This is a genomic window from Dryocola baronae (assembly GCF_051297175.1).
In the GTDB taxonomy this organism is placed as follows: domain Bacteria; phylum Pseudomonadota; class Gammaproteobacteria; order Enterobacterales; family Enterobacteriaceae; genus Dryocola.
On record NZ_JBINNY010000001.1, the window covers coordinates 3,590,723 to 3,610,947 of the forward strand.

The following is a 20,225-nucleotide window of genomic DNA, read 5'->3' on the forward strand; positions in this document are numbered from 1 at the left end:
TTACGCCGTCTGCTCGGCAAAGAGCTGCAGCTGAATGTCGCCCGCTTCTTCAAGATCGCGCGCGATAGACATAATTTCGCGGCGGATCTGTTCGATACGGCTGATAGGGATCGGCCCAAGGCGCGAGGTAATGGTTTCGAGCTGCTGCGCCTGGCGTTTTGGCATCACGGCCAGGATTGAGCGGCGAAGCTGCACTTCGGTGCCCTTGAGCGCCACGGCCCAGTCTTCCATCGGCACTTCGTCGAGCAGGCGACGGCGCACCTCTTCGTTCTGGCGGCCGAGGATAAAGAAGTCGTACATTTCGTCCTGCAGTTGCTCGAGCACGCCTTCGTCCAGCTCGCGCATCTGTTCAAGGATCTGCTGCTGGTTGCCCTGAATGCGGTTGACGATGTCCGCCGCCTGCTTGATGCCTTTGACCTTCGAACCGTGTTCGGACAGCACCGAGAGGCCGCGTTCGATCAGGCGATCAAGCTCGTCAACCACGTCGCGGTTAACGTCGCTGAGCTTCGCGATGCGGTAAAGAATTTCGTTCTGCGCCGACTCGTTGAGGTACGACAGCACGATGGCGGCAATTTCCGGCGTCAGAAACGCGAGGAATACCGCCTGCAGCTGAAGGTGCTCTTCGGAGATAAGCGTCGCCAGCTGGCGGGCTTCCACCCACTGCAGGCGCGCCATGCGCGAGCGAATTTCATCGCCATAGATGCCGTTGATCACGCTGCTGGCGATTTCGCCGCCGAGCGCCTTATTCAGAATCCCCTGTAGCATCGAGCGCGACGCGCCGTTGATGCCGCTCTGCTCGCGGAATTCGTCAAAGAAATTGTTGATCACCTTGCGGGCCTGGCTGGTTTTCACCCCGGACAGGCGCGCCATGTTTTCGCTCAGGCGCACCACCTCTTCGCGGCTGAGTTTCTGCATCACGGTCGCGGCGGCTTCTTCACCCAGGCACAGCAGCAGAATCGCGGCCTGCTCCAGATAGCTGCCGGTGGTTTTATTTGTTGTCAATTCGCTCATTGCTGGTTATCCACTGTCTGATGACTTCGGCTACGCGATCGGTGTCGCTGATCGCCAGTTTTTGTAAGAACTCAAGCTTGGTTTCAAGGCCCGAACTCTGTGCTGGCAGCGCTTCGTCGCCCGGGAAGGAAGGGATTTCGACGGCTTTACGCTCGTCCTCTTCGCCGCCGCTGGCCGAAACCTGCAACACCGGATGGTCGTCATCCGCATGGGTTAAAACCGGCGCCGGAGCGCGTTTCGGCAGATTGCTGATGTGCTTCATCAGCGGGCGAACCACCAGCAGCAGAACCAGCAGCGCAAGCAGGCCGATGCCGCCCATGCGTGCCCAGGCCAGAATGCTGTCGTTCTGCCACCATTTGATCGGCACGATGACCGGTTTTTCAATCGGCATGAAGCTGAGCATCGAAACGGAAAGCTTGTCGCCGCGATCGGTGTCGATGCCCGCCGCGTTGTTGAGCATGGTGGTGATCTGCGCGATCTGATCGGCCTTCCAGCCCTTGACCGACGCGGCGTTCTGGTTAAGCACCACGGCCACGTTCAGGTGCTTCAGCTCAAAGCCCGGATGCTGGATATGCTGCACGTCGCGGTCGTAGGAATATTCGCGCTTGCTTTCGCTATGTTCGGAAAGGGCTGCGGGATTTGACGTGCTGCCGGTCTGCTCGCCCGTTGCCGGAGGCTGATTAGGATCGGCGGCGGCAGGCGGACGGTTGCTCAGCGAGCCGGGAATGCCGATGGCAAGCTGGTCGGTATTTTTGTCGACCGAGGTCTGCTCGCGGTTGACCTTCGGCGCGTCGCCCAGGTGTTCCTGGGTTTCGTCGATGGTGCTGAGATCCAGCTCCGGCATCACGCTGATGCGGAAGTTGTCGCGGCCCACCAGCGAAGTCAGGACGTTGGCAATGCTGGCGCTGGTTTTATCCTGAATATTTTTCAGCAGTTCGTTGTTCTTTTGCGTGGTGGCGGAAACGCGCGCCTCTTCGCCAACGCCTGCCGACAGCAGGTTGCCGCTCTGGTCGACAACGCTAATCTGCGAGGGCTTCAGCCCCGGCACGCTGCCGCTGACCAGGTGAATAATCGCGTCCACCTGTTCGGCTTTCAGGGTGCTGCCGTAGTGCAGGCGCAGCATTACCGACGCGCTGTTCTGCGGCGTGTCGCTAATCACAAACGAGCTTTCTTCGTTGAGCGCCAGGTGAACGCGGGCGTCCTCAACGGCGTCGAGGGACATGATGCTTTTCGCCATCTCCCCTTCCAGACTGCGCTTGTAGCGAATGCCCTGCACGAACTGGCTGCTGCCGAGCACTTCGTCTTTGTCCATCAGCTCGTAGCCTTCCGGGCTTAACGCCTGCACGCCTTTGCCCGCCAGCGTCATGCGGATTTTGGACAGATCGTCCTCTTTGACGAGGATTTGGCCGGAGGCGGGATCGATGCGGTAGTCGGCCTTTTCGCCGTCGAGCACGGTAATAATCTGTGAAACCGGCAGATGTTCCTGCGCGCCGTACAGCGCGGTATAGCCGCTGTTGCTGTGCCACAGGGTGCCGACAATTGCGGCGGTTGCCAGCACGGCGGCACCGGCCAGAATCGCCCATTTTTTATTACCGGCAAACATCGGCGACAGCGATGCAAGCGGGCCGGATAAACGTTCGGAGAGGTTAATAGTCTTCATATTAGATCGACATATTCATCAGGTCGTTAACGCCCGAAGCCACTTTGTTTCGCACCTGAACAAGGGCGGAGAAAGACAGCGACGCCTGCTGGCCTGCGAGCATCGCGCCTACCAGATCGTCGCTTTTGCCGGTATCCACGTCGTTTTGCTTCGCGTCGGCAACGCGCTGAAACTCATCGATATGGTTCAGCGCGTTGCCCATGACCTGGTGGAATGAAACATCGGACGCGGGCGTGAAGCTCGACGCGGACGGCGCGAAGGCCTGTGCGGGAAGCACGGGGCCGTCGGCAATGCTTTTCATCCGGTTCATTTCCTGCATCATGCTGAGCTGCGCGGTGCTGCCGGTGAGGTTAGTTATCGTATTCATGTCATGCTCTTTATCGATAAAAGATGGCTGGGGGGAACTCAGGCTATGGGCAAACTTCGATGCCCTGTTTGCGCATTGAGGCCAGGCGATAGCGCAGCGCGCGCGGCGTAATGCCGAGTAAGTCGGCAATCTTGGTTTTATTACCCTGATATTTGCGCATCAGCTCGGCGATATACTGGTACTGCGCGTGGCGGCCGTGCTGCTTGAGGTTTTCAGCAAGGTCATCACAAATAAGCGGCGACGCAGGCATGGGTTTATAAGACTCAATGTAGGGCGCGCTTTTTTCCATCATTGGAATGCCCAACACCGAGGCGTGAATAACCCCTTCCTGATTGAGGATCATGCCGCGCTGAATAGTGTTTTCTAACTGGCGAACGTTGCCCGGCCAGTGGTAGGCAAGCAGCGCGTTCTTGGCTCTTTCCGACAGGGAAATATTTTTACCAATCATTTTTGCGTATTTCTGAATAAAGGACTCGGCCAGCGGCAGAATATCCCCCACGCGCTCGCGCAGCGGCGGCATGGTAATCGGCACGACGGAAATACGGTAAAAAAGATCTTCGCGGAACCGCCCGGCGGCGACTTCGCTTTCAAGATTTTTATTGGTGCAGGCGATCAGACGGAAATTAAGTTTAATCGCCCGATTGCTGCCGAGTCTTTCAACCTGGTGTTCCTGAAGCACGCGTAAAAGCTTTGCCTGAAGCGCCAGCGTCATATCACCAATTTCATCTAATAACAGCGTACCGTTATTTGCCATTTCCAGTTTCCCTGGCACGGCATTGGTTGCACCGGTAAATGCGCCTTTTTCATAGCCGAACAACGTTGACTCAAGCATCGTTTCAGGAATGGCCGCACAGTTAATGCCAATAAATGGCGCATCGCTCTCCTCATTAAAAGCAGCAGAGTGGATGAACTTAGCAATGCATTCTTTACCTGCTCCCGTTTCACCCTGAATCAGGACGGGAATATTAAAACCAGCAACGCGTTTAGCTAATGAAAGCACTTTCATGCTGGCGGACGCTTCGGCAATCAGAGTCGACATGTTTTTCTCACATTTACGGGCAGAGATTGATAATTGAAGAGAACCGGATATCAATACAAAAATTCAAATGAGTTAAGATGATTCTCAAAACATGTCGTCATATTACCATTGCGAGAAAAAGAGCCTATTTATAAATGGATTAAAAAAATATTATCCTTTAAAAACAGTTAGTTGACTAAGTATAAGCGAGGAGAGCCTCTTGTATCAAGGGGCATGAGGTTTCATGAGGAAATATAAATAATGTATTAATAATAACTTACGGCGTTTGTACCATTGCCATCATCTGACGATTCCGGTTAAATGGCCCCACTGATTTATGTGACGCGCAACACGCTTTCCCACGTAAATTAAGAAGCGACAAAGTTAAGCAAAAAATTAAATGCTACGCGGTTTTTTTTAACCTGATGAGAAGTGCATCGCAAAAAAAAACCTCCTTTATCCGGTTTAGAACAGAGAACGGTAATATGCTGAAATACAGCCAACTCCGTGGAGTATTCAAGCTTGAAGGTAACAGGCTTGGGCGTCCTTACCACCGACTTCCGAATATGTTCATCAGTAAGTTTGAAATCATCGAATCGCGGGTTGGAAACTATTTCCTGAGAAAGCATCGTTCGAGCGTAAACTTAAAGAAGATTTCCTGTGAGATGGACGTCCACAAGAAAAACACCGACCTGTTAATGTCGTCGGTGGGCAGCCTTGCCTTCGATATCGATCGCCCGCTGTTGTTAACCATTTTGAATAATTTTTACGGCTTAGAAGAGAATATTGAAGAAAACGGTAAAAAAGACGTTTTGCTGACTAAAACGGAAATTCGTTTACGTAACCGTCTGGCTTTAGATATTTGCGGCATGTTGTTTAATGAAGAAACGCTTGGCCTGCCGCTAAAAATAAAGTCCGACAGCAGCAACGTGCTAAGCCAGTGGGCCTATCAGATTACGTTTAGCCTGAATGATGAAGGCAACAGTAACTTTTATATCCTGCTGGATAACGCGCATACCGATTTCATTCTTAACGCGCTACGCAAAAAAGAAAAAACCAAACAGAACGAGCCGCAGGCCAACCGTTTGGAACAGCAAAAAAGCGTCGTTAAGCAGATCATTAATACCCTGCCGCTGAGTTTGAACGTCAAGATTGCGGAAATGGGGATGAATGTGGCCGATCTCACGGCTATTAAACCTGGCGATATTTTGCCTATTTCGTTGCCAGACAAGTTCCCCGTGTTCATCGGCCAGTCGGAGCTGTTTAACGCGCTGATTGTCGAAGATCACGACAGGCTTTTTATCTCTGAAATTTTGGAAAATATCCCTGAGAAGTCCTATGAATAATCAAGAAGATTTACTCGAACAAGGTTTTGAATTAGCAAACAACGACGAAGGCAAAGAGCAGAAGAAGGCTCCCGCCGCCGCGGCTAGTTCGACGAAAAACAACCCGCTGGCCGACTCCATGTCGCTGCTTAAGCGTATCCCCGTCACCCTGACGCTTGAAGTCTCCTCCGTGGAGGTGATGCTCGCCGACCTGCTGAACATCGATGACGATACCGTTATCGAAATGAACAAGCTGGCCGGTGAACCGCTGGATATCAAGGTCAACAACATCCTGCTCGGCAAGGCCGAGGTGGTGGTGGTGAACGAAAAGTATGGCCTGCGGGTCATCGAATTTAACGCCCGTGATATTAACGAACTGACGCAATGAAACTCTCTACCTTCTTACTAGCCCTGGCGGGAGGTTCCCTGCTGGTCCTCTCCCCGGCGGCTTTTGCTCAGGGAGGAGACATTTCGTTATTGAGCGTTGTGCAACACGGCGGCACTCAGGAATACAGCGTTAAGATTCAGGTTCTGATTCTGATGACCCTGGTGGGCCTGCTGCCCACCATGCTGCTGATGATGACCTGTTTTACGCGCTTCATTATCGTGCTTTCGCTGCTGCGCCAGGCGCTCGGCCTGCAGCAAACGCCGCCAAACCGCATTCTTATCGGCATCGCGCTTGCGCTAACCATGCTGGTGATGCGCCCGGTGTGGCTCAATATTTACGACCACGCCGTGGTGCCTTTCGAGCAGGATCAAATCACCCTGCCGCAGGCGTTAGACACGGCGTCCACGCCGCTGAAGCGCTTTATGCTGGCGCAGACTAACAAAAAGGCGATGGCGCAAATCATGACCATCGCCAATGCCAAAGGCGACGCCGCCCAGCAGGATCTGTCGATCATCGTTCCGGCCTACGTGCTGAGCGAGCTGAAAACCGCCTTCCAGATCGGCTTTATGATTTACATCCCCTTCCTGGTTATCGACCTGATTGTGGCAAGCGTGCTGATGGCGATGGGCATGATGATGCTCTCCCCGCTTATCGTTTCGCTGCCGTTCAAGCTGATGGTCTTCGTGTTAATCGACGGCTGGTCGCTGACCGTGGGGACGTTGACCACCAGCATACGCGGCCTCGGTCTCGGCTAATAAGGGGCAGATTATGTTAACAGTTGATATGGCGGCAGATATCGTCGCCAGCGGCATTAAGGTCGTCATCATTCTGGTATCGGTGCTGGTCGTACCCAGCCTGCTGGTCGGGCTGTGCGTGAGTATTTTCCAGGCCGTGACGCAAATTAACGAGCAAACGCTGAGCTTCCTGCCGCGCCTGATCGTCACGCTGGTGGTGCTTGGCATCTGCGGGAAATGGATGATCGTGCAGCTAAGCGACCTGTGCACGCATCTTTTCGCGCAGGCAGCCATGCTGGTGATATAACATGCAACAAACTGATATCACACAATTTATCGACCTGGTACTCGGCCTGTGGTATCCGTTTGTGCGCATTATGGCGTTCCTGCGCGCCTGCCCGGTGTTCGACAGCAAGGCGCTGACCAACCGCGTGCGCATTATTCTGGCGATGTCCCTCGCCATTATCATCACGCCGCTGGTGCAGCACCCGGTTCCCCACGAGCTGATGTCGATGACCACGGTGATCCTGACCGTGGAGCAGATCCTGTGGGGCGCGCTGTTCGGCCTGATGCTGCAGTTTATGTTTCTGGTATTGCAGCTCGCCGGGCAGATCCTCTCCTTTAATATGGGGATGAGCATGGCGGTGATGAACGACCCGACCAGCGGCGCATCCACCACCGTGCTTGCCGAATTTATCTATTTCTACGCCGCTATTTTGTTCTTTGCGATGGACGGGCACCTGCTGCTGGTCAGCATTCTGGTGAAGAGCTTCACCTACTGGCCGATTGGCAATGCGTTAACCACGCAAACGCTGGGCACCGTCACGCTTGCCCTGAGCTGGGTGTTTACCTCCGCCGTGCTGCTGGCGCTGCCGACGACGTTTATCATGCTGGTCGTTCAGGGCGGCTTTGGCCTGCTCAACCGCGTGTCCCCGGCGCTAAACCTTTATTCGCTCGGCTTCCCGATCAATATGCTGGCGGGCCTGGTCTGCTTTGCGGGCCTGCTCTACAACCTGCCCGACCACTATCTGCACCTGGCTAACTTTGTGCTGAGCCAGTTCGACGCGCTGAGGGTGACCCATGGCTGAAGGCTCAAGCTCGGAAAAAACGGAAAAGCCCTCGGCGCAGAAACGCCGCAAGGCGCGCGAAGACGGGCAGATCCCCCGCTCAAAAGATATGGCGCTCGCCGCAAGCCTGCTGGCGGCCTTTTTCGTGCTGGTGAACAGCTTCCCCTGGTATCTCGAATTTATCCGCGAGGGGTTTATCACCGTTCACCAATACGCGCAGAACATTAACGATCCCGACATCCTCGGCCAGTTTTTACAGCATAACCTGCTTATTTTGCTGAAGTTCGCGCTGACGCTGGTGCCCATGCCGCTGGCGGCGCTGGCGGCGTCTTTAGTGCCCGGCGGCTGGCTGTTCGTGCCGAAGAGGATCTTACCGGACTTCAGCAAGCTGAATCCTATCTCCGGCTTCGGCAAGCTGTTTTCATCCGATCACGTGACGGATACCGGCAAGATGATCCTGAAAAGTATCGTCGTGCTGATCGTGCTTTGGTGCACCCTGCACAACAATTTTGGGCTGTTCCTGGGTTTACAGGAGCGCCACTTTAACGCCGCGGTGACCAGCGGCCTGTCGCTTTACCGCAGCGTGATGATGAACTTCGTCATGCTGTTCGTCCTGTTTGCGCTGTTCGATATCCCTATCGCTAAACATATGTTTACTAAGGGATTGAAGATGACCAAGCAGGAAGTCAAAGAGGAATACAAGAACCAGGAAGGTAGCCCGGAGCTGAAGGCGAAGGTACGCCGCCTGCAGCGCCAGATGGCGATGGGGCAGATTCGCCGTGTGGTGCCGAAAGCCGACGTGGTGATCACCAACCCGACCCACTTCGCCGTTGCCCTGCAGTATGACCGCTCGCGCGCCCCCGCGCCTTACGTGGTCGCTAAAGGGGCCGATGAAGTGGCGCTGTATATCCGCGAGGTTGCCAAAGAGCACGGCATCGAAATCGTTGAGTTTCCGAAGCTTGCCCGCTCGGTTTATTACACCACGCAGATTAACCAGCAAATCCCTTTTCAGCTTTTCCGGGCGATTGCCCACGTGCTGACCTATGTGCTGCAGCTGAAGTCCTGGCGCGCCGGTCAGCAGGAAAAACCCGCTTTGAATCGACATATTTCCATCCCTAAAGAGGTGCTTAAACAGGATGCAGAAAACAATTAAACAAACGCTGTCCGCGCTGCGAGCCGGACATCTCGGCGTTCCTCTGGTGCTCCTGTGCATCCTGGCGATGGTTATTCTGCCGCTGCCGCCGATGCTGCTGGACGTTTTGTTCACCTTCAACATCGTGCTGGCGGTGCTGGTGCTGCTGGTCAGCGTGTCGACCAAGCGCCCGCTCGAGTTCAGCCTGTTCCCGACGGTGCTGCTAATCACCACGCTGATGCGCCTGACGCTGAACGTGGCCTCTACGCGCGTGGTTCTGCTGTTCGGCCACGAGGGCGTCGGTGCCGCCGGTAAGGTGATCGAATCCTTCGGCCAGGTGGTGATCGGCGGCAACTTTGTCGTCGGCTTCGTGGTGTTTATCATCCTGATGATCATCAACTTTATCGTGGTCACCAAGGGTGCCGAGCGTATTTCCGAAGTGTCGGCGCGCTTTACCCTCGACGCGATGCCCGGCAAGCAGATGGCGATCGACGCCGACCTGAACGCCGGGCTTATCAACCAGTCACAGGCGCAGGCTCGCCGTAAAGAGGTGACCAGCGAGGCCGACTTCTACGGCGCGATGGACGGGGCCTCGAAGTTTGTGCGCGGCGACGCCATCGCCGGGATGATGATCCTCGCCATCAACCTGATTGGCGGCGTGTGCATCGGTATCTTTAAATACAACCTGAGCGCCGACGCGGCCTTCTCGCAGTACGTGCTGATGACCATCGGTGACGGCCTGGTTGCGCAGATCCCTTCCCTGCTGCTGTCTACCGCAGCGGCGATTATCGTCACCCGCGTCAGCGACAGCGGTGATATTTCCAGCGCGATTAAATCCCAGCTGCTCGCCACCCCTTCGGTGATTTATACCGCCGCAGGCGTGATGTTCGTGCTGGCCATCGTGCCGGGCATGCCGCATATGCCGTTCCTGCTGTTTACCGCCCTGCTGGCCTTTGCCGCCTGGCGTCAGAGCAAGCAGCCGAAGGCCGCAGAAGCCGAGGAGAAAAACCTCACCACGCTCACCAAAACGCTGACCGAAAACACCGAGCAGCAGGTGAGCTGGGAGACTATCCCGCTGATTGAGCCGATAAGCCTGAGCCTGGGCTACAAGCTGGTGTCGCTGGTGGATAAAGCCAAGGGCAGCCCGCTGACCCAGCGTATTCGCGGCGTGCGGCAGGTGATTTCCGATAACAACGGCATGCTGCTGCCGGAAATACGTATCAGGGAAAACTTCCGCCTCAAGCCCACGCAGTACGCCATTTATATCAACGGCATCAAAGCCGACGGCGGCGATATTCCGGCGGACAAGCTGATGGCCCTGCCGTCGAGCGAAACCTACGGTGAGATCGACGGCGTGCTCGGCCACGACCCGGCCTACGGTATGCCGGTGACCTGGATCCAGCCGGCTCAGAAAGCGAAGGCGCTGAATCTCGGCTACCAGGTTATCGACTGCGCGAGCGTGATTGCCACCCACCTGAACAAGGTGGTGCAGAACTATATTCCCGACCTGTTTAACTACGACGACGTGACCCAGCTGCACAACCGCCTGGCGTCGCTATCGCCGAAGCTTGCCGAAGATCTCAACACCGCGCTGAACTACAGCCAGGTGCTGAAGGTTTATCGCGGGCTGCTTGCGGAGCGGGTTTCGCTGCGCGATATCGTGACGATTGCCACCGTGCTGGTCGCCAGCAGCGCAATTTCGAAAGACATTATTCTGCTGGTTGCCGACGTGCGCCTGGCCCTGCGGCGCAGCATTACGCATAACTTCGTGCGTAATAAAGAGCTTGCGGTGTACACGCTCAATAACGATCTGGAAAACCTGCTGATGGGCGTGGTTAATCAGGCGCAGCAGGCGGGCAAAGTGATGCTCGACAGCGTGCCGGTTGACCCGAATATGCTCAACCAGTTCCAGGAAAACATGCCGCAGGTGCACGAGCAGATGAAGGCCGCCGGGAAAGAGCCGGTGCTGCTGGTTGCCCCGCAGCTGCGTCCGCTGCTGGCACGCTACGCACGCCTGTTTGCGCCGGGGCTTAACGTCCTGTCGTATAACGAAGTGCCCGACGAGCTGGAGCTGAAAATACTTGGCTCGCTGAGCTAATCTCTGAGCAATTCGCCGCGCGCGTCTGGTGCCGTTTTTATAAGTAAAACCAGACGCCGCGCGGGTTCGAAATTAACGCTATTTGATATTTTTTATTTAAGATTTAACGCAGGATTGCCGCTTTAAACATTGGATTATTTAGCTTAGGGAAATAAAGCTATGAAGGATAAGAAGTCGCGCTTGAGGAATAAAAGCCTAATGGAGGTACCGTCGTATATCTCTATGGAGGAGTTTATAAAGAAGTACGACGCGTCTGCCAGGTCAACTCCCCGACTCGGGAATCACCAACCAAACGCGCCGATTAACGCCATCGATATGTTATTTATCGCTTTCCTGACCGTTACGTTAATTACGCTAGTGCTGATATTAGCCTAAGCAACCTAGAGCACCGTATTCTCCGTCAGAATACGTTTGCTCCCCAGGAAATGCTCCTGCCAGAAATCATCCGCCAGATAGCTAATTCGAATATTCTCGCCGGTGCGCGGGGATTCAATAAAACGCCCGTCCCCCAGATAAACGCCAACGTGGTCGGCTTTATTGCGCGTGTGGATATGGAAGAACAGCAGGTCGCCGCGCTGTAAATCGTTATCGGCAACGTCAACCGCCCGGCGAAAGTGGTACATCTCGTTGGCGGTGCGCGGGAGCTTGGCGGACAGCAGTTTGTTGTAGGCAAAATAGACCAGGCCGCTACAGTCAAACCCCTGCTGCGGCGAGGTTCCACCCCAGACATACGGCTTGCCCAGTTGGTGCTGCAGGCGGCTAATCACCTGATCCGTTACGCTCTGCAAATGCGCATTGTCCACGAGGCTGGTGCCGTCCTGCAGGTGCAGGGTGTGGGAGCGATAAGGCGTGGCGAACCATTCCGGATGCTGTTCTATATAGACCCGATTCTGCGCCCGCAGCGCGGCCTTGCTGCGCGCATCGCCCTCCACTACGGGAAGAGCGCGTAGCCGTTTGTCTTTCGCCTGCGCCAGCAGCAGCGCTCGATTGCGCATCCGCTGCTGGGCGGCGTAGCTCAGCAGCCGCGGTTGCGCCTGCGCCGTTTTTTTCGCTTTAGGGAGGGTATGCGTTTTTCGTGCGGATCTGCCCGTACTGTGAGAAGCATGGGCAGTAAGCGGCAATATGCCGCTGGCGGCAATGATCGCCACCGCGAGAGTAGTTTTAAAATACGACATGACACTTCACTTTTTAATACGATGTCTGAGACGGGGCGAAACGAATATATTGATTAAAATTAATACCACGAATGGACATCACAAAAGTTAAATTGTCTATTATTTAAATATTATTCATTTATAATCAGTCAGTTACTTTAGCCGTTAAATTTAAGCCCGGGCGCGAATTTGCCGCGCGCGGCGGCGCTCAATCACACTTTTTTATCATTTCGAGCTGGTCAATTTTCAACCAGACTGGCTGAATTAGCCGCGTTCAAAGGGAAACGACATGGACGATGCCCTTGCCATATCCCTGGGGTTTTTGCTGATCGTAGTAGTGCTTATCGTGGCGGTGTTGTTTCTGGAGCGCAGATGGTAGCTATGCGGATTCCCGCAGCACCAGCTCGCCGGAAATAATGATTTTCTGCGCGGGCAGCGTTGGGTTTTTAATTTTGTTGACGATAAGGGTTGCCGCCTGGCGGCCCGTTTCGTCGCTTGCGGCGGAGACATAGCTGAACAGCGGCGAGGTCAGGTTGATGTGCATCATGTCCTCAAAGCCGATAAGCGATACCTGCTGCGTCAGGAATACGTCTTTACCCACGGTGCGCCCGACCTGCTGGATGCCGCTCAGGCAGCCGATAATCGCCGGAGGTGAATGGCACAGAATCGCGGTGATCTTGCTGTTGTTTTCCAGCAGCCTGCGGGTGGCGAGCGCTGCGGCCAGGGTGTCGTTATCACAGGCGGGCGCCCAGTCATCGCGATAGAGCAGGTCGTACTGTTTAAGCGCCCCACGGTAGCCGAGCAGCCTTTCCTCACGAATCAAACATTCGGCGGTGCCGCCCAGATAGGCGATATTGCGGTGGCCGCGTTCAATCAGGTAGCGCGTTGCCTGGTTCCCCGCCTGCCGGTTATCGCGCCCGATGATGTCCCTGGTGCAGGTGACGGAAGATTCGGAGATAACCACGGTGGGCAGCGGGCATTCGGTGATAAGCGCGGGAACGGACGACGAGCGGTGGTTGGCATCAAGATAAATCACCCCCGCCACGCCCTGCTGGGTAAAGGAGGTCAGGCACTGGCGCAGCTGCTGGTGTTCATCTTGCGGCTGGCCGAGAAACACCATGTAACCCTGCTTTTCGAGCTGCTGCACCACGCTTGCCGTGACCTTGACCGAAAAGGAGTCGTTAAAGTCGCGGATGATCAGGCCAATCAGATTCGAGGTGTTCGAACGCAGGTTCGCCGCCGCCGTGTTATGAACGTAGCCCAGCTCCCTGATGGCGTCGTTGACCCTGTCGATGGTGGCTTCGGAGATTTTCCCCTTCTGGCGCAACACCAGCGACACCGTTGACACGGAGACGCCGGCAAGCCTTGCCACATCGATGATATTGACCTTTTTCATTCCATACCCGTATGCCAAAATTCCTTGTTATCAATACCATAAAGGTGACTGATGACAAACCTCATACTTACACAATATGAGCCTTTGACGCCGAAAAATAACAAGGAAAATCAATTCATTGATTTTCGTCTGATAATGACAAAGCAGGAAAAACCACGATTTTTCGTTCTTTGTCAGCAATCTGAAGCCCCCGTTAAATATACCGGGGGCTTTGCAGTTTGCCGTATTACTTGCCGATCATCGTGGACATGGTCTGCGCGATAAACTGCGCCCTTGCGCCGAATATCACCTGTATCCCCGAGTCGCCGACAAATACCACGCCCCGCGCGCCGAGATTATTAAGGCCGTCTTTATCCACCTTCGCGCTCTTATCCACCTCAAGGCGCAGGCGGGTAATACATGACCCCACGGAGTTGATGTTTTCCGCGCCGCCCAACAGGCCGATGATATCCCCGGCAAGCTCGGTATCGGTTTTGTCGTTGGCGTTGGCCGTGACGTCCGCGCGGCCCGGCGTTTTCACGTCGAAGCGGCGAATCACGAAGCGGAAGGTGAAGTAGTAAATTAGCGCCATCGGCACGCCGACGATGACCGCCATCAGGAAGTTCGTCTGGTAGCCGTTAAACGACGGCAGGATGCCGAACGAGATGTAGTCGATCATACCGGCAGAGAACGATTTGGCGATATGCGCATGCAGCAGATACATACACATGTACGACAGCCCGGCCATGATGGCGTTAAAGACGTAGAGAATCGGGGCCACGAAGATAAAGGTAAACTCAACCGGCTCGGTGATGCCCGTCAGGAAACAGGTCAGCGCCGCGGAGAATAAAATGCCGGAGGCGATTTTCTTATTTTTGGTGTTCGCTTCGTGATACATCGCCAGACACGCGGCGGGCAGCGCGAAGAGCATCAGCGGGAATTCACCCTGCATGAACTTACCGGCGTTGTGGTAGCTGTCGCTGCTGAAGGATTTCACACCCTCTTCCAGCATTTTGAACCAGATGGTCTGGTCGCCGTGGATCACCTGGCCCGCGCTGGTGGTGTATTCCCCAAACGAATACCAGAAGGACGGATACCAGATGTGGTGCAGGCCGAGCGGGATAAGCGCGCGTTCAACCAGGCCGAAAATAAAGGTAGAAAGCGCCTGGTTATCGCCGTTAACAATCACCGACAGCGAATCAATACCCGACTGAATGTAGGACCAGACCCACGGCAGCGCCATGCCCAGCAGGAAGGAGAGGAACGCCGTCGCGATGGCGACAAAACGCTTACCGGAGAAGAAGCCGAGGAATTCCGGCAGCTGCATGGTGTGGAATTTGTTGTAGCACCACGCCGCCAGAATCCCGGAAATCAGGCCGCCGAAAACGCCCATTTGCAGCGTCGGAATGCCGACGACCATGGCGTATTTCCCGCCCGCCGCCGCCATTTCCGGCGTGATGTGCAGCACGGTGCCGATGGTCACGTTAATGATAAACACCGAAACCGCCGCAGAGAGCGCGGCAATCCCCGACTCCGCCGCCAGACCCACGGCAGAACCGATGGCGAACAGCATCGGCAGGTTGTCGAAAATCACCCCGCCCGCGTTCATCATCAGCGGTAAATGGAATTTATCGCCAAAGGCCAGTAACAGACCCGCAGCGGGCAGCAGCGAGATTGGCAGCATTAAAGCGCGGCCTATCATCGACAGCTTAGATAACGATTTGGTAACACTCGATAAAATACTCATGGACAATCCCCCGGTGTTGACGCTGCCATCGCGTTTAGTGAAATTACGCGTTTTTATGGTAAGTAGAACGTTCTACTAGAACGTTCTACTCATAGTGACGAAAGGTTATTTCCTCGGCAACTAAAATCTGAGTTGTAGCCATACTGTTATCGAATATTTGAAGTCGCGCAGGTTTTAACCTGGGATTAGTGGGGGGATTACTGCATAAACGAGCGGTAGCTGTAGAGCGGATAAGCGCATGCGCCAGCGTGCAACTGCGGTGGGCGGCGGCGCTACGCTACAAGAGCCAAATCGCAGGCAACAAAAAACCGCCCGGAAGGCGGTTCTTAGGCCGAAAACGCGATAAAACCTAACGCAGGTTCTTGCGCATCACGTACAGCAAAAATGCCAGTATCGCGCCGGGGAGCCAGACCCACATCAATTCCGACAGGATAACCGCCTGCCCGCGCGGCTGGAGATAGCTTGATAGCGCGAAAGGCGCCACGCGAATTACCTGCCAGGGCGCGAAAAATCGTTCATCCGACCACGGCCAGAGCCAGCCGACGCCCTTGCCGCCGGTGGTAACCGAATCCAGCAGGCTGTGGGACAGCAGCGACACGGTAAGGAACAGCCAGACGCGGATAACGCCCGCCCGGAACCAGCGATAGCCGAACAAGCACAGCAGCGGCACCACAAACGCAAACAGCAGCGAATGGGTAAATCCACGGTGCCCGAAGGCGTTACCGTAGGCCACGCCGAATTTAAACGCCAGCACGTCCACATCCGGCAGCATAGCCAGCACGATACCGCCGAGCAGCAAACGAGGGGGGATAATTTTTTTGCCGAGACCTAAGCCCAAACAGAGCGGAACGGCGGCGTGGGTGATGATAGTGGGCATGATGTGATTCTCGATCCATTCCCCTCTCCCGAGGGAGAGGGTTAGGGTGAGGGAAAGGAATTACGCCTGAACGGTGATGCTCAGGCTTTCAAAGCTCACCGTCTGGCCCGCAACGATTTTGCAGCGCTTGCGGGTTTCAACTTCGCCATCCACCTTCACCAGGCCTTCGGCAATCACCGCTTTCGCCTGCGCGCCGCTTTCACACCAGCCTTCCAGCTTAAGCAGATCGCACAGTTCAACGTGGGGGTGTTTTCCTAATGAGAAGGTCGCCATTTTACTCTCCATCGACATCATGATATTCCTCGCAGGCCTGCAAGGTATTCTGGATAAGAGTGGCGACGGTCATTGGGCCAACGCCACCCGGAACCGGCGTAATATACGAGGCTTTGACCGCAGCTTCATCATAATTTACGTCGCCGACCACTTTCCCGTTCTCAAGGCGGTTGATACCGACATCCACCACAATCGCGCCTTCTTTGATCCACTCGCCCGGAATAAAGCCCGGCTTGCCGACCGCGACAATCACTAAATCGGCGTTTTCGACATGGTGACGCAGGTTTTTCGTGAAACGGTGCGTAACGGTTGTGGTGCAGCCTGCCAGCAGCAGCTCCATGCTCATCGGGCGACCAACGATGTTGGATGCGCCAATCACCACGGCGTTCAGGCCATAGGTATCGATGTTGTAACGCTCAAGCAGCGTCACGATACCGCGCGGCGTGCAGGGACGCAGACGCGGCGAACGCTGGCACAGGCGGCCCACGTTATACGGATGGAAACCGTCAACGTCTTTATCCGGGTCGATGCGCTCGAGCACCTTCACGTTATCGATACCGGCAGGCAGCGGAAGCTGCACCAGGATGCCGTCGATCGCGCTGTCTGCGTTGAGCGTATCGATAAGCTCAAGCAGCTCGGCTTCAGAGGTGGTATCGGGCAAATCATAGGAGCGGGAAATGAACCCCACCTCTTCGCAGGCTTTACGCTTGCTGCCGACATAAATTTGCGATGCAGGGTTCTCGCCAACCAGCACAACGGCCAAACCAGGGGCACGTTTTCCAGCGGCAATTCGGGCACGAACTTTTTCAGCAACTTCAAGCCGTACCTGCTGCGCAATCGTTTTACCGTCAATAATCTTTGCTGCCATCAGTCAGATAATTCCGTCTGTAATCAAAAAGGAGGGGATTGTTGCTATTTTGTCAGAAGCCAGGCGCGCTGTCAGGCTTTGTTGGGGTTTTATGCTCAAATGTCCGGCAGGTGATTGAAAAGCCATTGACTCAAAAGGCGCTGACCGTATAATCCGAGTCCGCAACGCTCCCGCAAGGGACTCAGTGCGCCCTTAGCTCAGTTGGATAGAGCAACGGCCTTCTAAGCCGTAGGTCACAGGTTCGAGCCCTGTAGGGCGTACCATTTACATCAATGTGTTACGATGCTTTTCTTCCCGCCTGACTGTCTCCCTGTGTCGTTTTTGTATCGTTAAAAAAATCATGGGTTTTTCTTGCGTGTTTTCTTTAATGGTTCGGCGCTAAATGCGCATAACGCTTCACCAGTTCTATTGATTTCCAGCCGCCCATTTCTTGCTGCATATACAGCGGAAGACCAGCCTGTACAAGCTAACTGGCCCACATATTCCGCAAATCATGAAACCGAAAATTCTTTATTCCGGCCCGCTTCAGGCTGCTATTCCAAGCCTTATAATTATCGACGCGCAGCGGCCTTGTTTCGGTCAGAATCTGTCTACTGCTTAGTCTCTTTTCTTTGCTGTGAACAAACACCAGCGCCGAATGCCTGCCGATTTGCTTACGCAGCACACGGCAAGCTGTGTCGTTCAGCGCCACACCCAACGAGCTACCTGATTTATCCTGGACCGGGAACAGATGACTTGCGATTACTCGCCTCGCCAGTTCGCCACCACCGGCACCTAACCTAACGGCTGCAATCGGACTGATGCTGGCGTCGTTGGCATAATGAGCATGCCAACGATTACTTCACAAGATAAACAAATAAAAAACTCAACAGTTCATCACTTCAATAAATTTTAGATCACCCCTCTTTTTTTTGCCTCGTTCAATATAAGCTCAGGAACGTTTTCCACATCAGATATCTTCCTATTATTAACAATAATCTGGCTTGCCCCCTTGTAACCTGGCTGCCTGATATCGTGATGTCGCCGCTTTGCGCGGCGTTATTCTTGCCGGTCGCCGTTATCGACAGGTTTTGTCCGGCCGTCAGCGTGCTGCCCTGCGACTGGCGGCTGTCGGTGCGCGTTTCACTCTTCGACGACTGGCTGCCATAGGACGCGGTGATGCCGATGGTGTTGGTGGCACCTTTTGCAGCCTTAGGATCGTCTGCGCCACGGTTCGTGGCGGCGTTTGACGCATTCGCCGCCTCGGTCAGGGCGTTGTCGTGCACATAGGCCTGCGCGGCCTGAACCCCGGACAGCGCAGCCTTGGTGTTCTGCAGCGCGCTGGCCGGGTTTATACCGGGTATGCCGATCCGGATCAGAGTGATGCCCGACTGTACTGTTATCACCGCCCAGAACACCCGAGAACTATAGGGCTGCGTCGAAGTCTTAAGCTTCGTCCACGTCAATAAAAAGAAGATGAACCAGTGGCTCAAGAATCTTCCGGGGGCGCTCAACGATACCGGCGATATTCCGACGATCAGACGTGATCGCTACTACTGCTTGATCCGCAGCGAAGACGACTAAAAAGTAAAAATCCCGGCTCGAGGGCCAGGATCTGCGCTTTACACAGGATCCGATGGAGAAGATTTTCGGGCTTTAAGCTCATCTATTTTTGCGAACAACCATGCTCCAAAAGCTGATGCCGTTCCTGCAATAATACTGGCAACTAAAACATGCTCCACATCTGACTGCCTAATACTGATTTCATGGTGAATTATAAATTTCACAGCTATCAGAGCTAGAGAGAAAAATATTAAACAGCAAAAGACCATATATGTAATGCTTAGAAGAAGTAAGCCTACAGTAAGTTTATTTTTTCTTTTCATTTACTTCTTCCTTAACTGTATTACTAATAAATTCCCCACCAACAGAACCGATCACTTCACCAACGAAACCTGTGTATTGCCCCACTACAGGGTCAAATATAGGCGGTGCAATAAGGTCAACTGTTGTACCAAACACCCATCCAGCCCCAGTACCAGTACCAGTACCAGTCAGGGCCCCGTTATCTGGGCCATCAGTAAATAATGTTCCTCCTAGTGCGATTCCTGCGTTCGACCATACACTGCGTCTCGGTGCTAGGGCACCCGTAATTCCGGAAGATATGCTTTCCTTATAATCCCAGGACTTGTTTTCATTCCCCGGTTGGCTCAGGTCGAACCACTGATAAGTACCATTGGCTATTTCCGCAAGAACTGCACCACCCACAACTTTACCCACCGATGCCGCTGGCCCTAAATAAGCGGCTCCCGCTATCAACATACCGTCTTTGTACCCATTAACGATAACTTTCGTAACATTGGCCCCCTCCGGTAAATCACCTTTCGCCTGCTTATCCAGCCCGGCCTGAGTCTGCTCTGGTGTCAGATTATTATCCATGGCGTACTGATTCCAGGAGGCCGCCGCTTGTCCGTAGTCCATCATCCCCGATGTCAGGCTAAGCGCATTATTCTCAACCGCATTCTTACCCGCCTGCGCTGCCGTCACGGCGCCTGCAGTATCGCCTGTCGCCATGCCGCCCGCAAGCCCGGCGGCCAGCTCGCTCAGCGCGCTTACCTGCTGTTTCTCACTCTCGCTCAGCTGCTCCACCTTCCTGCCCGGGAACAGCTGGCCGGCAATGTAACGGGCCGCCAGCTCGCCCCACCGGCACCAAGCCCCCCGGCTACCGCCGACTGGTTGTTCAGCTGCGCGGTCACCGCCCCCAGCACCGCGTGCGCCATAGCGTTCGCCGCGACGTTCACCTCTCCGTCGGTGGTGGTCAGGTTCCTGATTTCCGTCGCCAGATACGGTGACGCCCCGCTCGCCAGCGCACCGGCCAGGTTATTCCCCGCCAGCGCAGTCAGCTGAAGGTTCGGGTGATGCCCGGTTGCCTGGTGCTGACCGCCGAAGAGCCGTTACCCTTACCTCCGCCCGAACCTGAGACAATGCAGACGCTGAGGAAGGTCTGTAAACTTTCAGGCCGAAAGCAACAGCAGATCCTTGAGTTTATCGAAGTGATCACGACGAAGCGGCCACCTGCCGGGAAGTGGGTTTAATGGCTGAGTGACAAGTAAGAGGATCCCGGCTCGATGGCCGGGATTTTTGTGCTATCT

General features: G+C 54.8%; 21 protein-coding genes, 1 tRNA gene and 3 pseudogenes. 11 read left to right on the forward strand and 14 right to left on the reverse strand.

Annotated elements, in window-relative coordinates:
* Genes ACSPHG_RS17170 through ACSPHG_RS17185 form a run of 4 tightly spaced genes read right to left on the reverse strand, consistent with a single transcriptional unit; the run spans nucleotide 1 to nucleotide 4,077 of the window.
* The gene (locus ACSPHG_RS17170) at nucleotides 1-1,011 is read right to left on the reverse strand and encodes a flagellar motor switch protein FliG (RefSeq protein ID WP_435954701.1); all 1,011 of its coding nucleotides are present in this window, start codon (nucleotides 1,009-1,011) and stop codon (nucleotides 1-3) included.
* Nucleotides 989-2,614 (reverse strand): flagellar basal-body MS-ring/collar protein FliF, encoded by a 1,626-nt coding sequence (gene fliF, locus ACSPHG_RS17175; RefSeq protein WP_435956049.1) that lies wholly within the window; start codon nucleotides 2,612-2,614, stop codon nucleotides 989-991. The genes ACSPHG_RS17170 and fliF overlap by 23 nt, the downstream gene beginning before the upstream one ends.
* 58 nt (nucleotides 2,615-2,672) lie before the next feature.
* The gene (gene fliE, locus ACSPHG_RS17180) at nucleotides 2,673-3,038 is read right to left on the reverse strand and encodes a flagellar hook-basal body complex protein FliE (RefSeq protein ID WP_435954702.1); all 366 of its coding nucleotides are present in this window, start codon (nucleotides 3,036-3,038) and stop codon (nucleotides 2,673-2,675) included.
* 43 nt (nucleotides 3,039-3,081) lie between these two features.
* The gene (locus ACSPHG_RS17185; RefSeq protein ID WP_435954703.1) at nucleotides 3,082-4,077 is read right to left on the reverse strand and encodes a sigma-54 interaction domain-containing protein; all 996 of its coding nucleotides are present in this window, start codon (nucleotides 4,075-4,077) and stop codon (nucleotides 3,082-3,084) included.
* 464 nt (nucleotides 4,078-4,541) lie between these two features.
* Here ACSPHG_RS17185 and ACSPHG_RS17190 point away from each other — a divergent pair, with 464 nt between their 5' ends.
* From ACSPHG_RS17190 to flhA, 7 genes are read left to right on the forward strand one after another with little or no spacing between them, the layout of a single operon-like run.
* The gene (locus ACSPHG_RS17190; RefSeq protein ID WP_435954704.1) at nucleotides 4,542-5,402 is read left to right on the forward strand and encodes a FliM/FliN family flagellar motor switch protein; all 861 of its coding nucleotides are present in this window, start codon (nucleotides 4,542-4,544) and stop codon (nucleotides 5,400-5,402) included.
* On the forward strand, nucleotides 5,395-5,769 hold the full coding sequence (locus ACSPHG_RS17195; RefSeq protein WP_435954705.1) for a FliM/FliN family flagellar motor switch protein: 375 nt from the start codon (nucleotides 5,395-5,397) through the stop codon (nucleotides 5,767-5,769). Before ACSPHG_RS17190 ends, ACSPHG_RS17195 begins: the two co-directional genes overlap by 8 nt.
* Nucleotides 5,766-6,524 (forward strand): flagellar type III secretion system pore protein FliP, encoded by a 759-nt coding sequence (gene fliP, locus ACSPHG_RS17200; RefSeq protein ID WP_435954706.1) that lies wholly within the window; start codon nucleotides 5,766-5,768, stop codon nucleotides 6,522-6,524. Before ACSPHG_RS17195 ends, fliP begins: the two co-directional genes overlap by 4 nt.
* 13 nt (nucleotides 6,525-6,537) lie before the next feature.
* Nucleotides 6,538-6,810 (forward strand): flagellar biosynthetic protein FliQ, encoded by a 273-nt coding sequence (locus ACSPHG_RS17205; RefSeq protein WP_435954707.1) that lies wholly within the window; start codon nucleotides 6,538-6,540, stop codon nucleotides 6,808-6,810.
* A 1-nt stretch (nucleotide 6,811) separates the two neighbouring features.
* Nucleotides 6,812-7,591 (forward strand): flagellar biosynthetic protein FliR, encoded by a 780-nt coding sequence (fliR, locus tag ACSPHG_RS17210; protein ID WP_435954708.1) that lies wholly within the window; start codon nucleotides 6,812-6,814, stop codon nucleotides 7,589-7,591.
* A complete protein-coding gene (flhB, locus tag ACSPHG_RS17215; RefSeq protein ID WP_435954709.1) occupies nucleotides 7,584-8,723 on the forward strand; it encodes a flagellar biosynthesis protein FlhB in 1,140 nt (379 codons plus the stop codon). Before fliR ends, flhB begins: the two co-directional genes overlap by 8 nt.
* Nucleotides 8,707-10,800, forward strand: a complete 2,094-nt coding sequence (flhA, locus tag ACSPHG_RS17220; RefSeq protein ID WP_435954710.1) for a flagellar biosynthesis protein FlhA — start codon at nucleotides 8,707-8,709, stop codon at nucleotides 10,798-10,800. The genes flhB and flhA overlap by 17 nt, the downstream gene beginning before the upstream one ends.
* A 380-nt stretch (nucleotides 10,801-11,180) precedes the next feature.
* Here the strand turns inward: flhA and ACSPHG_RS17225 are convergent.
* Nucleotides 11,181-11,840: pseudogene (locus tag ACSPHG_RS17225) on the reverse strand (C40 family peptidase); the annotation flags it as partial.
* A gap of 403 nt (nucleotides 11,841-12,243) precedes the next feature.
* On the opposite strand from ACSPHG_RS17225, the gene ACSPHG_RS24285 reads away from it, so the two are divergent.
* Nucleotides 12,244-12,333, forward strand: a complete 90-nt coding sequence (locus ACSPHG_RS24285; protein ID WP_494516572.1) for a hypothetical protein — start codon at nucleotides 12,244-12,246, stop codon at nucleotides 12,331-12,333.
* Here ACSPHG_RS24285 and malI read toward each other — a convergent pair whose 3' ends face one another.
* From malI to folD, 5 genes are all read right to left on the reverse strand, one after another.
* Nucleotides 12,334-13,350 carry a Mal regulon transcriptional regulator MalI gene (gene malI, locus ACSPHG_RS17230; protein ID WP_435954711.1) on the reverse strand — a complete coding sequence of 339 codons (1,017 nt, stop codon included), beginning with the start codon at nucleotides 13,348-13,350 and terminating at the stop codon, nucleotides 12,334-12,336. It abuts the gene before it with no gap.
* 226 nt (nucleotides 13,351-13,576) lie between these two features.
* Entirely contained in the window at nucleotides 13,577-15,076 is a 1,500-nt protein-coding gene (locus tag ACSPHG_RS17235) for a PTS transporter subunit EIIC (protein WP_435954712.1), read from the reverse strand.
* 349 nt (nucleotides 15,077-15,425) lie between these two features.
* Nucleotides 15,426-15,953, reverse strand: coding sequence for a metal-dependent hydrolase (locus tag ACSPHG_RS17240; RefSeq protein ID WP_435954713.1), 528 nt, complete (start codon nucleotides 15,951-15,953; stop codon nucleotides 15,426-15,428).
* Between the two features lie 60 nt (nucleotides 15,954-16,013).
* Nucleotides 16,014-16,226: a ribosome-associated protein YbcJ gene (ybcJ, locus tag ACSPHG_RS17245; RefSeq protein WP_121265615.1), complete on the reverse strand. Its 213-nt coding sequence runs from the start codon at nucleotides 16,224-16,226 to the stop codon at nucleotides 16,014-16,016.
* A 1-nt stretch (nucleotide 16,227) separates the two neighbouring features.
* On the reverse strand, nucleotides 16,228-17,094 hold the full coding sequence (gene folD / locus ACSPHG_RS17250; RefSeq protein ID WP_435954714.1) for a bifunctional methylenetetrahydrofolate dehydrogenase/methenyltetrahydrofolate cyclohydrolase FolD: 867 nt from the start codon (nucleotides 17,092-17,094) through the stop codon (nucleotides 16,228-16,230).
* Between the two features lie 186 nt (nucleotides 17,095-17,280).
* On the opposite strand from folD, the gene ACSPHG_RS17255 reads away from it, so the two are divergent.
* Nucleotides 17,281-17,357 (forward strand) — tRNA-Arg (locus ACSPHG_RS17255).
* Nucleotides 17,358-17,560: 203 nt separating this feature from the next.
* On the opposite strand, the gene ACSPHG_RS17260 is transcribed toward ACSPHG_RS17255, so the two are convergent.
* Together ACSPHG_RS17260 and ACSPHG_RS17265 are read right to left on the reverse strand one after the other, a co-directional pair.
* Nucleotides 17,561-17,896: a tyrosine-type recombinase/integrase gene (locus ACSPHG_RS17260; protein ID WP_435956050.1), complete on the reverse strand. Its 336-nt coding sequence runs from the start codon at nucleotides 17,894-17,896 to the stop codon at nucleotides 17,561-17,563.
* Between the two features lie 118 nt (nucleotides 17,897-18,014).
* Nucleotides 18,015-18,491, reverse strand: a complete 477-nt coding sequence (locus ACSPHG_RS17265; protein ID WP_435954715.1) for a hemagglutinin repeat-containing protein — start codon at nucleotides 18,489-18,491, stop codon at nucleotides 18,015-18,017.
* Here ACSPHG_RS17265 and ACSPHG_RS17270 point away from each other — a divergent pair.
* Nucleotides 18,418-18,657, forward strand: a pseudogene (locus ACSPHG_RS17270) (SymE family type I addiction module toxin); the annotation flags it as partial. The gene ACSPHG_RS17265 and the pseudogene ACSPHG_RS17270 sit on opposite strands and share 74 nt — an antisense overlap.
* 38 nt (nucleotides 18,658-18,695) lie before the next feature.
* On the opposite strand, the gene ACSPHG_RS17275 reads toward ACSPHG_RS17270, so the two are convergent.
* Nucleotides 18,696-18,959, reverse strand: a complete 264-nt coding sequence (locus tag ACSPHG_RS17275; protein ID WP_435954716.1) for a hypothetical protein — start codon at nucleotides 18,957-18,959, stop codon at nucleotides 18,696-18,698.
* Nucleotides 18,943-19,722, reverse strand: a complete 780-nt coding sequence (locus ACSPHG_RS17280; RefSeq protein WP_435954717.1) for a VENN motif pre-toxin domain-containing protein — start codon at nucleotides 19,720-19,722, stop codon at nucleotides 18,943-18,945. The genes ACSPHG_RS17275 and ACSPHG_RS17280 overlap by 17 nt, the downstream gene beginning before the upstream one ends.
* Before the next feature lie 260 nt (nucleotides 19,723-19,982).
* Between ACSPHG_RS17280 and ACSPHG_RS17285 the strand changes: the two are divergent.
* A pseudogene (locus ACSPHG_RS17285) lies at nucleotides 19,983-20,168 on the forward strand (SymE family type I addiction module toxin); the annotation flags it as partial.
* Nucleotides 20,169-20,225: the final 57 nt, after the last annotated feature.